Origin of the sequence: Actinocatenispora comari (assembly GCF_017312725.1) — a bacterium.
Classification (GTDB): Bacteria; Actinomycetota; Actinomycetes; order Mycobacteriales; family Micromonosporaceae; genus Actinocatenispora; species Actinocatenispora comari.
The window spans coordinates 46,136-58,904 of record NZ_BOPO01000006.1; the positions used below are offsets into that span (position 1 = coordinate 46,136).

At 71.5% G+C, this 12,769-nt stretch carries 15 protein-coding genes; 4 read left to right on the top strand and 11 right to left on the bottom strand.

Features of this window, described 5'->3' with window-relative positions:
* Window positions 1–73: 73 nt before the first annotated feature.
* On the bottom strand, window positions 74–1,435 hold the full coding sequence (locus NUM_RS03020) for a PepSY-associated TM helix domain-containing protein (RefSeq protein ID WP_207122983.1): 1,362 nt from the start codon (window positions 1,433–1,435) through the stop codon (window positions 74–76).
* Between the two features lie 370 nt (window positions 1,436–1,805).
* Between NUM_RS03020 and NUM_RS03025 the strand changes: the two genes are divergently transcribed.
* From NUM_RS03025 to NUM_RS03035, 3 genes are all read left to right on the top strand, one after another.
* Window positions 1,806–2,804 (top strand): ATP-binding protein, encoded by a 999-nt coding sequence (locus NUM_RS03025; protein ID WP_207122984.1) that lies wholly within the window; start codon window positions 1,806–1,808, stop codon window positions 2,802–2,804.
* A 47-nt stretch (window positions 2,805–2,851) separates the two neighbouring features.
* Window positions 2,852–3,244, top strand: a complete 393-nt coding sequence (locus tag NUM_RS03030) for an SCO5389 family protein (RefSeq protein WP_207122985.1) — start codon at window positions 2,852–2,854, stop codon at window positions 3,242–3,244.
* 103 nt (window positions 3,245–3,347) lie between these two features.
* On the top strand, window positions 3,348–4,349 hold the full coding sequence (locus tag NUM_RS03035; protein ID WP_207122986.1) for an LLM class flavin-dependent oxidoreductase: 1,002 nt from the start codon (window positions 3,348–3,350) through the stop codon (window positions 4,347–4,349).
* Between the two features lie 38 nt (window positions 4,350–4,387).
* Here NUM_RS03035 and NUM_RS03040 read toward each other — a convergent pair whose 3' ends face one another.
* Together NUM_RS03040 and NUM_RS03045 are read right to left on the bottom strand one after the other, a co-directional pair.
* Window positions 4,388–5,065 carry a TIGR03943 family putative permease subunit gene (locus NUM_RS03040; protein WP_207122987.1) on the bottom strand — a complete coding sequence of 226 codons (678 nt, stop codon included), beginning with the start codon at window positions 5,063–5,065 and terminating at the stop codon, window positions 4,388–4,390.
* On the bottom strand, window positions 5,062–5,991 hold the full coding sequence (locus NUM_RS03045; protein WP_207123150.1) for a permease: 930 nt from the start codon (window positions 5,989–5,991) through the stop codon (window positions 5,062–5,064). Before NUM_RS03045 ends, NUM_RS03040 begins: the two co-directional genes overlap by 4 nt.
* A gap of 181 nt (window positions 5,992–6,172) precedes the next feature.
* Here NUM_RS03045 and NUM_RS03050 point away from each other — a divergent pair, with 181 nt between their 5' ends.
* On the top strand, window positions 6,173–7,183 hold the full coding sequence (locus NUM_RS03050) for a hypothetical protein (protein ID WP_207122988.1): 1,011 nt from the start codon (window positions 6,173–6,175) through the stop codon (window positions 7,181–7,183).
* 16 nt (window positions 7,184–7,199) lie between these two features.
* Here the strand turns inward: NUM_RS03050 and NUM_RS03055 are convergent, their stop codons facing one another.
* The 8 genes from NUM_RS03055 to NUM_RS03090 all read right to left on the bottom strand — a co-directional run bounded on the left by NUM_RS03055 (window position 7,200) and on the right by NUM_RS03090 (window position 12,557).
* On the bottom strand, window positions 7,200–7,979 hold the full coding sequence (locus tag NUM_RS03055; protein ID WP_207122989.1) for a class I SAM-dependent methyltransferase: 780 nt from the start codon (window positions 7,977–7,979) through the stop codon (window positions 7,200–7,202).
* 28 nt (window positions 7,980–8,007) lie between these two features.
* Window positions 8,008–8,172, bottom strand: coding sequence for a 50S ribosomal protein L32 (gene rpmF / locus NUM_RS03060; protein ID WP_207122990.1), 165 nt, complete (start codon window positions 8,170–8,172; stop codon window positions 8,008–8,010).
* Window positions 8,172–8,441, bottom strand: a complete 270-nt coding sequence (locus tag NUM_RS03065; RefSeq protein WP_207122991.1) for a type B 50S ribosomal protein L31 — start codon at window positions 8,439–8,441, stop codon at window positions 8,172–8,174. Before NUM_RS03065 ends, rpmF begins: the two co-directional genes overlap by 1 nt.
* 10 nt (window positions 8,442–8,451) lie before the next feature.
* Entirely contained in the window at window positions 8,452–8,895 is a 444-nt protein-coding gene (locus NUM_RS03070) for a Fur family transcriptional regulator (RefSeq protein WP_225918297.1), read from the bottom strand.
* 9 nt (window positions 8,896–8,904) lie between these two features.
* Window positions 8,905–9,813 carry a metal ABC transporter permease gene (locus NUM_RS03075; protein WP_207122992.1) on the bottom strand — a complete coding sequence of 303 codons (909 nt, stop codon included), beginning with the start codon at window positions 9,811–9,813 and terminating at the stop codon, window positions 8,905–8,907.
* The gene (locus NUM_RS03080; protein ID WP_207122993.1) at window positions 9,810–10,694 is read right to left on the bottom strand and encodes a metal ABC transporter permease; all 885 of its coding nucleotides are present in this window, start codon (window positions 10,692–10,694) and stop codon (window positions 9,810–9,812) included. Before NUM_RS03080 ends, NUM_RS03075 begins: the two co-directional genes overlap by 4 nt.
* A 1-nt stretch (window position 10,695) precedes the next feature.
* Window positions 10,696–11,499, bottom strand: coding sequence for a metal ABC transporter ATP-binding protein (locus NUM_RS03085; protein WP_207122994.1), 804 nt, complete (start codon window positions 11,497–11,499; stop codon window positions 10,696–10,698).
* Between the two features lie 95 nt (window positions 11,500–11,594).
* Window positions 11,595–12,557: a metal ABC transporter solute-binding protein, Zn/Mn family gene (locus tag NUM_RS03090; RefSeq protein WP_207122995.1), complete on the bottom strand. Its 963-nt coding sequence runs from the start codon at window positions 12,555–12,557 to the stop codon at window positions 11,595–11,597.
* Window positions 12,558–12,769 lie beyond the last annotated feature (212 nt).

Genomic DNA, 12,769 nt, shown 5'->3' on the forward strand with positions numbered 1-12,769 from the left:
GCATCACAGCAGGCAGTCCCCGCCGGTACCGGCGAACACGACCGTCACGTCCACACCAGGGCCGATGACGCGATCACCGCGTCACCGCCAGCCGTCGCGCCCGCCAGCCGAACACCAGATCCACCGCCACGAATGCGGCGAGGCTGACCCCCAACTCCGGTACCAGCCAGCCCACCACCGCGGCGGTCACCACCAGCGGCGCGAGCACGCGGGACGAGGCCCGCCGCCAGGCACCGCGTGCCGGGCGTCTGCCCCAGCCGCCGCACGGCCGGCGCAGCCACCACATCCGGTACCCGAGCGCGATCAGGGCGATCAACACGACCGCCAGTACCGCCAACGCGATCTGGTTGACCAGCCCGAACAGCAGCCCCATGTGCGCGTCGATGCCCCAGCGGGCGAGTTTCGCGGCCACCGGCCAGTCGGCGAACCGCTGTACCGAGGTGACCCGGCCGGTCGCCGGATCGATCGCGGCGGCGTCCTGTCGCTCCGGCCAGGAGCGCTGGACCTGCTGGACCACGTACGCCTGGCCGGGCCCGGCGGGAAGATCGATCTCCACCGGCCCGCCGACTCCGCGGTCCGCCGCCGCGGCCAGCGCCCGATCCACACCCACATCCCGGTGACCTGACGGCGGCACCGCGCTGGACACCGACGGCGTCGACCATCCCCACGCGCCTCGAATCGCGGAGATGTGGCCACCGGCGAAGTGCGACCAGGTCAGCCCAGTCGCCGACAGGAACAGCAAACCCGCCGCGACCCACAGCCCGAGCGCCCCGTGCCACGACATCACCCGCGAGCGCCCGGCCCGCCGGATCCGCGGCAGCAGCCGGCGCAGGATCCGCGCCGTCCGTCGCCGGCCGCTGAGCCATAGCACCAGTCCGCCAAGTACCACGATCCACAGCCAGCTCGCCGCCAACTCGCTGTACATCCGGCCGACCGTGCCGAGATGCAGCGTGCGGTGCATGGTGTCGAACCAGGCCCGCAGCGGCAGCCACTCCCCGAACGTGTCCTCCGCGCCCAGCACCCGCCCGGTGTGCGGATCGACGAACACCGTGCGGCTGTACCCGTCCGGCAGGCCTCGCACCGACATGATCACTCGGGTACTGGCGGTCGCGGTCGCAGCCGGACGGATCGCGGTGACCCTGCCCTCCGGATGCGCCGCGTGCGTCGCGGCCACCTGGGCGGTCACCGGTACCCGGTCCGCGCGAGCCGGCACCGTCAGCTCGTGGCGGTACACGACCCGTTCGACCTGCGGCATCGTGGTGTACGCCAGCCCGGTCAGCGCCGCGATCACCAGGAACGGCGCGACGAACACCCCGGCGTAGAAGTGGATCCGCAGCACCAGCGGCCGTACTGCCGCCCAACTGGTCGCGCCGGACCCGGGCGGTGCAGTCGATGTCGGTTGCTGCGTGCTCACCGCTACGCTGCCGACGGCCATGGGCGGTTCCTTCCGACGCCGGGAACACCGATCGACGCGGCCACGCCGGAACCGCCGTGCCGGTCAACCTGTCGTTCTCCCAGTCGCGCTGGCCCCGGTCGCAGTTCCCGCCCGATCGATACCCGACCGGCCGCGGCGGTACCCCGGCCGGCTGCCTCGGCGGGTGCTCACCGGGGCGGGCAGGCAGCCGTGATCGACACCGCCGCGCCGGCGCGGTACCCGACGGCGGCACCGCGCGGTCGGTCTCGCTGCAGGATCGAGCCTCGACTGCCATCAGTAGTCATATGTTCACTGGTTGATTTGACGGTCGTGTCGGAAACGATTACTAATTTCATCTACGACCCGACGAACCAATCAGAGGTGCCCTTTCGTGAAGATTGCTCTCGTAGGCAAGGGCGGCAGCGGCAAGACCACGCTGTCGGCGTTGCTCGCCCGGCACGCGGCCGCAGCCGGCGCACCCGTGCTCGCCATCGACGCCGACATCAACCAACACCTGGCGGTGGCGCTGGGTCTCAGCGACGACGAGGCGGCGCTGCTCCCGACGCTCGGCGACCGGCTTCCCGACATCAAGGAGTACCTGCGGGGAGACAACCCGCGCATCCGGTCTGCGGGCGAGATGGTCAAGACCACCCCGCCCGGACGCGGCTCCCGGCTGCTTCGCGTCGTCGAGGACAGCCCACTGCACGCGGCGCTGTGCCGCGACGCCGGCGGGGTGCGGCTGATGGTGACCGGGCCGTTCGGCGTGGAAAGCCTCGGCGTGGCGTGCTACCACTCCAAGGTCGGGGCGGTCGAGCTGCTGCTCAACCATCTCGTGGACGGTCCTGGCGAGTACGTCGTGGTGGACATGACCGCCGGCGCCGACGCGTTCGCATCCGGCTTGTTCACGAGGTTCGACCGAACGTTCGTGGTCTGCGAACCGACCCGGCGCTCCGTCGGCGTCTATCGGCAGTACGCGGACTACGCCCGCGACTACGGCGTCCGGCTCTCCGTGGTCGGCAACAAGGTCGAGGACGACACCGACGCACAGTTCCTGCGCGACCAGGTGGGCGCCGACCTGATCGGTCTGGTCGGCCGGTCCGGCTACGTGCGGGCGGCGGAACGCGGCTCGATCGGGCCGCTCTCGTCGCTGGAGCCCGCCACCGCGGCGGTGCTGGACACGATGATCGCCGCCGTCGACGCCAGCCCGCGCGACTGGCAGTCGTACACCCGGTGGGCCGTCGAGTTCCACCTGCGCAACGCCGCCGCCTGGGCGAACGATCGCACCGGGGTCGACCTGGCCGCCCAGGTCGATCCGGACTTCACGCTCGGCCCGGCCGCGCTGCTCGACAACCCGCCGGCCGAGTCCGCGCAGCTGACCGCGCTGCGCTGAACCGATCTCCGGCCACCCGGCCGGACTCACCACCGAGGAGAAGACCCATGTCCCTGGACGTATCCCCCGAACTGCTGGCGCGCGCGGAGAGCGGGGAGGTGTCGGACGCCGAGTTCGTCGAGTGCGTGCGCACCTCGTTGCCGTACGCGTGGGACACGATCAGCACGGTGGTCGGCGAGCTGAAGGCCGGTACCGCCGAGTTCGCCGACAACACCACCCCGCCGCCCAGCGAGGCCGACCGCGGTCAGCTGTTGCGGGCGCTGGCGTCCAACGCGATCCGCGGCGGTCTGGAGCGCCACTTCGGGGTCACGCTGGCGTTCCAGAACTGCCACCGCGTCGCGGCGTTCCAGCCCGCCGCGGTCGACAGCGACCGGTACCGCGCGTTCATCTCCCCGCGCGGCCAGCTGCTCAACCAGTCCCCTGAATTGCGGGACTGCTGAGTCCGTGACCACATCGACCGGCGCGCGGGGCGGCCGGACCGCCCCGCGCACCACCCGACCCGCCAACCTGCCGTCCGAGAGCACGCTGCCTCAGCGCGCAGCGATGGATGTCTTCCTGGTGGCCGGCGCCATCGCCGGGCAGTCACCGGAGCAAGCGGTACGCCGAGCGCTCGACCACGGTGTCGCCGCGGAGCGGGCCGGCTTCGACGGGGCCTGGATCGCCGAACACCACTTCATCCGGTACGGCGGCTGCCCGTCCGCGATCGCGTTCGCCGGTCACCTGCTCGGACGCACCGCGCGGATCACCGTGGGTACCGCCGCCTGCGTGTTGTCCACCCGGCACCCGGTCGCGCTCGCCGAGGAGGCCATCCTGCTCGACACCCTGTCGGACGGGCGTTTCCGGCTCGGCGTGGCCCGCGGCGGGCCGTGGGTCGATCTGGAGGTGTTCGGCAGCAGCCTGGAACGACTCGAACACGGCTTCCCTGAGTCCCTGGATCTGCTGACGCGCTGGTTGTCCGGCGCCGAGCGCATCGCCGGAACCGGACCGCTGTTCGGGTTCCGTGAGGTCACCGTGGTACCGCGGGCCCACCGCCCGGTCCCGGTCCTGGTCGCGGCCACCTCATCTGCCACCGTCGCGGTGGCCGCGGCACGCGGACTGCCGCTGCTGCTGGGCCTGCACGCGACCGACGCGGAGAAGGTCACCATGCTGGACCGGTACGCCGAGATCGCGGCCGCCCACGGTCACGCCCCGGAGACGATCCCGCACGCCAGCGCGCACCTGGCGCAGGTGGCCGGCAGCCGACGCGAAGCCGCCGCCCTGCTGCGCAGCACCATGCCCGCCTGGCTGGCCACTACCGGCGACTACGTCCGCATCGACGGGCGCCCGCCGTCCCATCGTGACCAAGCCGCCTATCTGGACATGTTGCTGTCGAGCCATCCGATCGGGAGCCCCGCCGAGTGCGCCGACCGGCTCGCCGCCACCGTCGCCGCCACCGGCGTGCACCGGGTCCTGCTGCTCGCCGAGGCCGCCGGCGACCCGCACCGGGTGCGGGACAACATCGACCGGCTCGCCTGCGAGGTGGCGCCGGCAGCTCTCGACCGCTGAGACACACGCGCGGGCCGACCACGGCGCACCGGCGCGGATCACTCGTACGGCTGGCTCGGTGCAGCGACCCGGCGGTACGACAGCACGTCGAGGTACGGGATCCGATTGGTGTTGAGGGGATCGGCGTCGGTGTGAGAGTCGTAGCGGCCGATCACCGACAGCCAGGCGTCGGCGGCGAGGTCGGCGGGGATGCGCCCGGCCATGCGTACCTTGACCGGCCGGGCATCGGCGGCGCAGCAGGTGATGACCATCCGGGTCAGGTACTCCTGGCCCGGGGCGCCGCGGGTCACGAACCCGGTCAGGAGTACCCGCCGGGTCCGCAGCGTCGAGCCGTGCCCGTACAGGGCGCGGGCCGCGTAGTCGGTGAGGGTCAGCGGCGCCGGGTCGGTGCTGGGCAGCGGCGCGAACCGGCCGGTCGGCCGGGAGACCGCGGTGCCGGACCTGGCCGCCCCGAACGTGTCGACCGTCGGCGGCGGCGCCACCAGGATCAGCAGTATCGGCACCAGCAGCAGCCAGCCGACCGGCCCACCGTGCGCGTGATCGCGGCGGATCCGGGCGAACGAGCCCGCACCCACCGCGATCAGCACCACGCCGCTGCACACCAGCAGCGGCGCCATCGCCGGCCGCACGTAACGCAGGTATCCGCCGGTGGCGACCAGCTTGATCAGCGTTCCGCCGACGAGCAGCAGCAGTACCGCCTCGACGTGCCGCCTCACAGCAGCACCGAACCGAGCACCGCACCGGTGGCGGCCGCAACCACGAAGGTGGCTGGCGCGAACCGCACCGCGAACCGGCGGCCGAACGTCCCTGCCTGCATCGCGAACAGCTTGACGTCTACCAGCGGTCCGACGACGAGGAACACCAGCCGTGCGGTGAGCGAGAACTGGGTCATCGCCGCCGCGACGAACGCGTCGGCCTGCGAGCACACCGACAGGACCGCGGCGAGCACGGCTAGCGCCAGTACCGACAGCACCTGGTGGCCGGCGACGACGCCGAGCGCGCGGGGCGGTACCACTGTGTCGAGGACCGCGACGCTGGCCGCCCCGATCACCAGGAACCCGCCGGACTGGACCAGATCGTGCCGGCACTCAGCGACGAAGACCCGCACCCGGGCCCGGTCCTCGGCGCCGGCGCGGGGAATCCGAAGCAGGTCGCCGCGGCCGAACCGGAGCCACAGCCAGCCCATGATGCAGGCCGCGAGCAGGCTCGCGACGAACCGACCGACGACCATCATCGGGTGCCCGGGGAAGGCCACCGCCGTGGCCACCAAGACGACCGGGTTGATCGCCGGTGCGGCCAGCAGGAAAGCCAACGCGGCGGCGGGCGGCACGCCGCGCCGCAGCAGCGCGGAGGTCACCGGCACCGAACCGCATTCGCAGCCGGGCAGGACGATCCCGGCGGCGCCGGCGATCGGTACGCTCACCACCGGCGCGCGCGGCAGTAGCCGGGCGAACGCGGATGCGGGTACGTAGGCGGTGATGGCGGCCGAGATCACGGTACCCAGGACCAGGAACGGCAACGCCTGCACCACGGTCGACACGAAGATCGTGGTCCCCGCCACCAGCCGGGCCGGCAACCGGACATCCGGCAGGACGAACCGGACGGCCACCGCGGCGACCAGGACCGCGGCCAGCACGTACATCGGGGCCGGCCGCCGGCGCGGCTGGTGCGCGGAGTGTTCGATCACCTCTGCCACCCGGCTAACCTACGCTGGCCGGGTGAACGACGACCGGGCACGCGCGGCGGGTCGGCATATCGCTGCCCACTTCCCGAGGCGACCGGATCGGGGGAACCGGCCGCGCGCCGGCGCCCGGTTGTGGCCGATGGTGGCGATCGGTGTCGCCGTCGCCGCGACGATCACGCTGGTGTGCCTGCCCGCACCGGCGCCGCTGAGGGCGCCCGCACCCGCGATGCCGGCGACCCTCGCCGCCGCCTGGCCAAAGGCCCGCGTCGATACCGTCCCGGGTCTGCTGCCCACAGGCGACACGTACCAGATGGCCGCCGTGCTCGACGACGGCGCCACGGTCGGGATCGCCAGCCGGCCACAACGGCCGGGATCCCGGTTGGTCGTGGTGTCCCACCGCAACGTTCGGGTTCTCGCCTCGATCACCCAGGCGGGCGTGCCCGGCTTCACCGCGATCGCCACCGACGCCGCCCGCGTGTACTGGGCGGCCACGGTCGACGTCGCGGGCTCCGCTCGTACCTCACTGTGGTGGGCGTCGCGGCGCGGCGGCGCGGCGCATCGGCTGGTCGCCGACGCGGGGCCCGCGACGTTCAACCAGTCCCAGTACGACCTGCAGGTGTCCGGCGGACGGTTGCGGTGGGTGGACGCCAACTCGGCACGGTCGGTTCCGGTGACCGGCGGGGCCGTGGCGGTGCGTCCGATACCGGCCGGATACACGCCGCTGGCCTGGCCGTGGTTCACCTCCCCGGCCGGCCTGTACGACGCCGCGGCCCAGGTTCGGACCTCGGTACGGGTCGGGCCGGGCGCGACGTGTGGCCGTGCGTGGTGCCGTGTCTCGCGTCGCGGTGAGCTGGATTTGCTGCGCCCCGATGGTTCGGATCGGCATCGCCTTGGCGGGGGTTCGGCGGCGGCGGCGCTGGTCGACGTGACGCCGCTGGACCGGTTCGAGGTCGTGTCGGTCGCGGCGCCTGCCGGTGCGAGTGGCCCGCCGCTGTCCGAGTTGCTGCTGTACGACATTCGGCGGCGCCGCAGCGTCGAACTCGCCGCGACGGCGGCGTCGGTGCACGCCCGCGCCGGATACCTGTGGTGGTCGACGGTCGTCGCCGGCACAAGCAGCTGGCACCTGTTGAACCTTCGGAACCTCGGCTGAGCGGTAGCCGGGCCGTTCATGGCGTTGGGCCGCGCCGGGCAGAGATCAGCAGGTACTCGGTCGTGGTGTCGATGCTGCCGTCGGCGGAGGTGTCGTCGTGCAGGTGCTGGCGTAGTCGCGCGTCCAGGGCAGCCCGCTGGTCGCCGGCCATGGCGAACGCGGCGGCGTGGGCGGGGCTTCCGTGATGGTAGAACGCCATTCCGTCTGTCACCGACGCGAACCGCCACGGCAGTTCGTGGCGCTCGACAGCGATGTCGTGGAAGTAGGGTTCGAGTCTGGCCTGGGCGACCGAGGGATCACCCCAGCCGAGATGCGGGGCCGCGGCCATCCGGGGCAGCACGGTGAGCATCGCGGTGGTCATCCGGTGCAGGAATCCCCGGGGTGCCCAGGCGGTCATCACCAGCAGACCGTGGGGTCGCAGGATGCGGGCGATCTCTTGTGGCCCGCGCTGCGGATCGGCGAACATCAGAGCGAACGAGGAGGTCGCCACGTCGACGCTGGCATCGGCGAGTCCGGTTTCTTCCGCAGTGGTGGCGAGCCAGCCGACGCCGGTGCCGGTCCTGGCCTCTCCCACCTGGCGCATCCGGCGGCTGGGCTCCTGCGCGAACGTGCGGTAGCCGCCCGCGGCCAGCCTGGTTGCCAGCTGACCGTGACCGGCACCGACGTCCACCGCGACGGCGGGCGGTAGGAGGGCGCGAGTGACGGTGTCGATGATCGTGTCGGCCACCGGTTCCAGCCGTTGCGCTGTCGGTGCGTAGTCAGCGAGGTTCCACATCTCGATCGGGTCGGACGTCATGCTGAGTGCTGCCTCCGGAGTCGGTCGGTCAGGTGTCGGTGGATCGCTGGTGGTGCCGGGCGAGGCGGCGGGGCACCAGGCGCCGCTCGCCGCCGATGATGACCGGGGTCAGGGCGGGCACGGTGGCCCGCAGCCAGTGGGCGCGCCGGCTTCGGGTCCGCGACCGGGACGTGCGCCGCTTCGGTACCGCCATCAGGACACCCCGTTCGCGCGCCGGTCGCGATGCCCGTAGCGGCGGTAAAACTTGTCCACCTGGCCCGCGGTGTCGAGCACCCGGCGTTGCCCGGTCCAGAACGGGTGCGACGAGGCGCTGATGTCGACCACGATCAGTGGGTAGTTGTTGCCGTCGGGCCACTCGATCGTCTGCGCCGAGGTGGCGGTCGAGCGGGTCAGGAAGCGGTCCCCGGTCGACCGGTCCTGGAACACCACGGGATGGTAGTCGGGATGGATGCCTTTCTTCACTACTGCTCCTTCACTGGCCTGCGGTACGGAGGTGGAGATCAGCCGGGGGCGCTGCCGCGCAGTCGGGACAGCGCCCGTAGATCTCGATGGTGTGTTCGGTGTCGATGAAGCGGTGTGCTGTGGCGACGCGACGGATGGCCCGTTCGACCCCGGGCAGTTCGACCTCCCGGGCGGTACCGCAGTCGCGGCAGACCAGGTTGTGGTGATGACCGGGCCTGCCGCTGCGGCGGTACATGCGTTCCCCGCGGCCGAAGGTGACCACGTCGACGTACCCCTGCTCGGTGAAGTTCTGCAGGGCTCGGTAGACGGTGGTCAGGCCGATGCGGTGACCGGCGGCGACCAGCGCCCGGTGGATCTCCTGGGTGCTGCGGAACTCGTCGCCGGTCAGGCTGGAGAGGACGACTGCTCGCTTGCGCGCCAGCTGTCGACGGGGCTCCGGCATGTCGGTGGTCATCTGCCGTGCTCATCCGGGTTGGGCCGCTGCGGGCCGGTCGGCGCGGCCATGCTCCGGGCCGGTGCCAGCAGCGCGCGGTCCGCGCCGGGTTCGGTGGCGAAGCCGTCCGGTGGCCATGGCGGCCAGCAGCAGCACGGTGGCCACGGCCAGGATGGCGAAACTGGGCGGCAGCACCGGTACCAGGTAGGCGATGGTGAGCCCCGCCCAGACCGACAGCACGGCGAGCGCACCGGAGGCCGGCAGCGCCCGGTACGGGTTGGCGACCAGCCGAGCCGCGGCCCCGGCGGGCGCGGCGACCAGGCCGAGGATCAGCAGCGACCCGACGACCTGGGTGGCTTCGGCCGCGGCTACACCGGTCAGGGCCAGGAATCCGAACCCGAGCAGCCGTACCGGTACCCCGCGCACGGCGGCGACGGTCTCGTCCAGGCTGGCGAAGATCAGCGGTCGGGCGATCACCGCGATGATCAGGCAGATGCCGAGAGCGATGGCGGCGGCGGTGAGCGCGCGGCTGCGGCTGAGCCCGAACACCGACCCGAACAGTACGGTCACCGACGCCGCACCGTTGCCCGCGCTGCGGCGGGTGGTGTAGATGGTCAGCAGCAGCACGCCGAGGCCGAGTATCCAGGCGAATGCGCCGCCGATGACCACGTCGTCGGGTTTGGCGCGGCGGCCGGCCGCCGCCATACCCAGCCCGACCATGATCGTCATGGCGAACAGCCCGACCCGCAGGTCCAGGCCCAGTGCCAGCGCGGCGAACGCGCCGGTGAACGAGACGTGGCTGAGCGCATCGGCGGTGAACACCTGCGCCCGCAGGACGAGCAGGTAGCCGACCAGGCCGGCGGCGAGTGCGACGAAGGTACCGGCGAGGAACGCCTCCCATAGGTAGGCGTGCGAGAACATGGTCACGAGCGTGGTCACCAGGCGAACCTCCGAAAGCCGCGTCGCCGGCGCTCCCGCAGGGCACGGCCGCCCGCGGCGACCACGAACCCGGCGAACGCGATGCTGGTCAGCCAGAACCCCAGCGGGTAGGGCGAGTAGTAGGTGGCGGTCAGCGCGGTCCACACGGCGACGAGGCCGAACAGCACCGACAGCGCGAGGCTGCGGGCCGGCCGGGCGGTGAGCCGGTGCGCGGTAGCGGCCGGCAGCACCAGCAACGCGAACACCAGCAGCGCGCCGGTGATGGAGCTGACCGCGGCGACGGTGGCGCCCAGTACCAGCAGGAAGCCCAGATCCAGCGCGCGGGTCGGGACGCCTGCCACCCGCGCGGACTCGGCGTCGGTGGAAGCGAACAGCAGCGGCCTGCCGCCCGCCGCAAGCAGTGCCAGCACCACGACCGCCAATACAGCGAGGACGACGACCTGTCGGCTGGTGATACCCAGGAAGCTGCCGAACAGCAGGGCGTTGGTGCCGTTGAGGAATCCCTTGTACAGCGCGACGAACAGGAACCCGCAAGCCAGCAGGAAACCCTGGATCGTACCGACCAGCGCCGACTCGTCGCTGTGCCGGCCGGAACCGCGCCCGCCGAGCAGCGCGATGACCACGGCGGCGGCGAGGCAGAACGCGAAGTAGCCGGACAGCGCGCCGAAGCCGAGCCAGGTCGCCCCTGCGGCACCGGGAAACCCCACCGCCGACAGCGTGTGCCCGACGAAGGTCTGCCGGCGCAGCACGACGAACCAGCCGATCAGCGCACTGAGCACGGCCACGATGGTGCCGGCCCGGAACGCGTTGACCATGAACGGCTGGGACCACATCTGCACCACATCGGCGACCAGGTTGACCGAGAAGTGGACGTCGTCCATCTCAGTCACCGCCCTGCTGATGGTCGTGCGGCACCGGCGAATCCGGCTGCCCAACGACGACCATCCGGCCATCGGAGGTGCGCAGCACCTCGACCGGCGTGCCGTACAGGGCACTCAGCGAGTCGCTGCTGAGCACTCGGTCCGGCGGGCCGACCACCGACCCACCCGGACCCAGGTAGACGACCCGGTCCAGGTAGCGCAGGATCGGGTTCACGTCGTGCGCCACCATCACCACCGCGACCTCCTGGCTGCGGCTGATCCGGCTCACCAACCCCGCGATCGCCGCCTGGTTGGGCAGATCCAGGCTGTCCAGCGGCTCGTCCAACAGCAGGATCCGCGGCCGGTGCGCCAGCGCCTGCGCGATGAGGATCCGCTGCTGCTCGCCGCCGGACAGCTCACCGACCAGGCGGTGCGCGTACCGGCCGGCGTCGACCAGCTCGACCAGCTCGTCGATGCGCTGTCGGCGTTGTCTGGCTACGCGGCCGGGCAACGGTAGCCCCCAGCGCGAGCCGTCGATGCCCAGCCGGATCACGTCGACGCCGCGCATCCGGACGCTGGAGTCGAAGCTGCGCCGCTGGGGCAGGTAGCCGACCGAGCTGCGGGTCCGGCCGGGCGCGGCGCCCAGCACCGAGATCCGCCCGGACGCCAACCGTTGTAACCCGAGTATCGCCTTGAGCAGCGTCGACTTGCCCACCCCGTTCGGGCCGAGGACCGCGACGAACTCACCGGCCGACACCCGCACGTCGACGCCGTGCCAGACCCGATGTCCGCCCAGCACGACCGCGGCATCGTGTACCGCTATCACCGCGGTGGCAGCTTCACCGGTCGGACGGCCTCCGTCGTCCGAGGGGGTGACAGGCTGTCCGGAGCCGTCGCCCGGGCGGATCATCGGGTCGGCGGTCACTTGCCGGTTCCCTGGTGCAGGGCCGAGATCAGCGCCTTGAGCTGCGCCACCTGCCACTGCTGGAACGAGGCGCCGGCCGGGGTGAGCGTCTCGGTCACGGTGGCCACCGGGATACCCTGCGCCTTGGCCGCCTTCACCTGTGCCTGCACGTCCGGCGTGGCGTTCTGCGAGTTGTACACGTACACCTTGATCTGCTTGCCGGCGATCTGCCGGTCGATGGCCTGCTTGTCCGCCGCGGTCGGGTCGGTGCCCTCACTGATCGCGTCGAGGAATGACTCCGGGGTCTTCAGATCCAGTCCGGTCGCCTCCGACAATGGCGTGAAGATCGACTCGGAAGCGCCGACCGGGGTGCCGGCGTAGGTCGACTTGATCTGGCCGACCAGGTCGAAGTACTCCTTCAAGTTCGTGTCGACGACCTTGTCGTGCTGCTTGCCGTAGAAGCTCGCGTGCTTCGGGTCGATCTTTTTGTAGTCGGCGGTGATGCGGTCGATGACGGTCCGCACGTTGCCCGGCGAGTACCACCGGTGCGGGTTGCCGCCGTCCTTGACGCCCACCAGCTCGCCGACGGTGAGTACGGTGCGGTCCTTGCTCGGGTTGGCGGACACCAGCTTGCCGGCCCACGAGTCGTAGCCGATCCCGTTGACGATCGCGAGCTTCGCGCCCGCCATGGCCCGGCCGTCGGCGGCGGTCGGCTCGTAGTCGTGCGGGTCGGCGCTGGGACTGTTGATGATGTTCTTGACCGCGACGTGGCTGCCACCCAACTGGCTGGCGAGGCTGCCCCAGAAGTTCTCCGCCGCGACCACCTGGATCTTGTCTGCGTTGCCGCCGTCCGACGATCCGGTAGAGGCGGCATTGGTCGAGCAGCCCGTGGTCAGCGCTGCTGCGGCGGCGACGCCGGCGATCGCCAGTAGCCGAAGGCGACGCAATCGCGGACGACGGGGATGTGAGTGATGGTTCACCGAAGCTCCTTCTGCGGACGAGGGATGACGGCATCCTAATGACAATCATTTTCAATAACAAATGCTCAGATGGTCATATGGCCATCAGGGCATGGTTCGCGACGACCTCGCCTATCGCCGCCTTGGGCGAGAACCATCTGCTCCCTGTCGCCGCCGGACGGCCACCGGCTCGGCACCAAGTCCTGTGTCACCACTCACGTGCGTGACTCCGA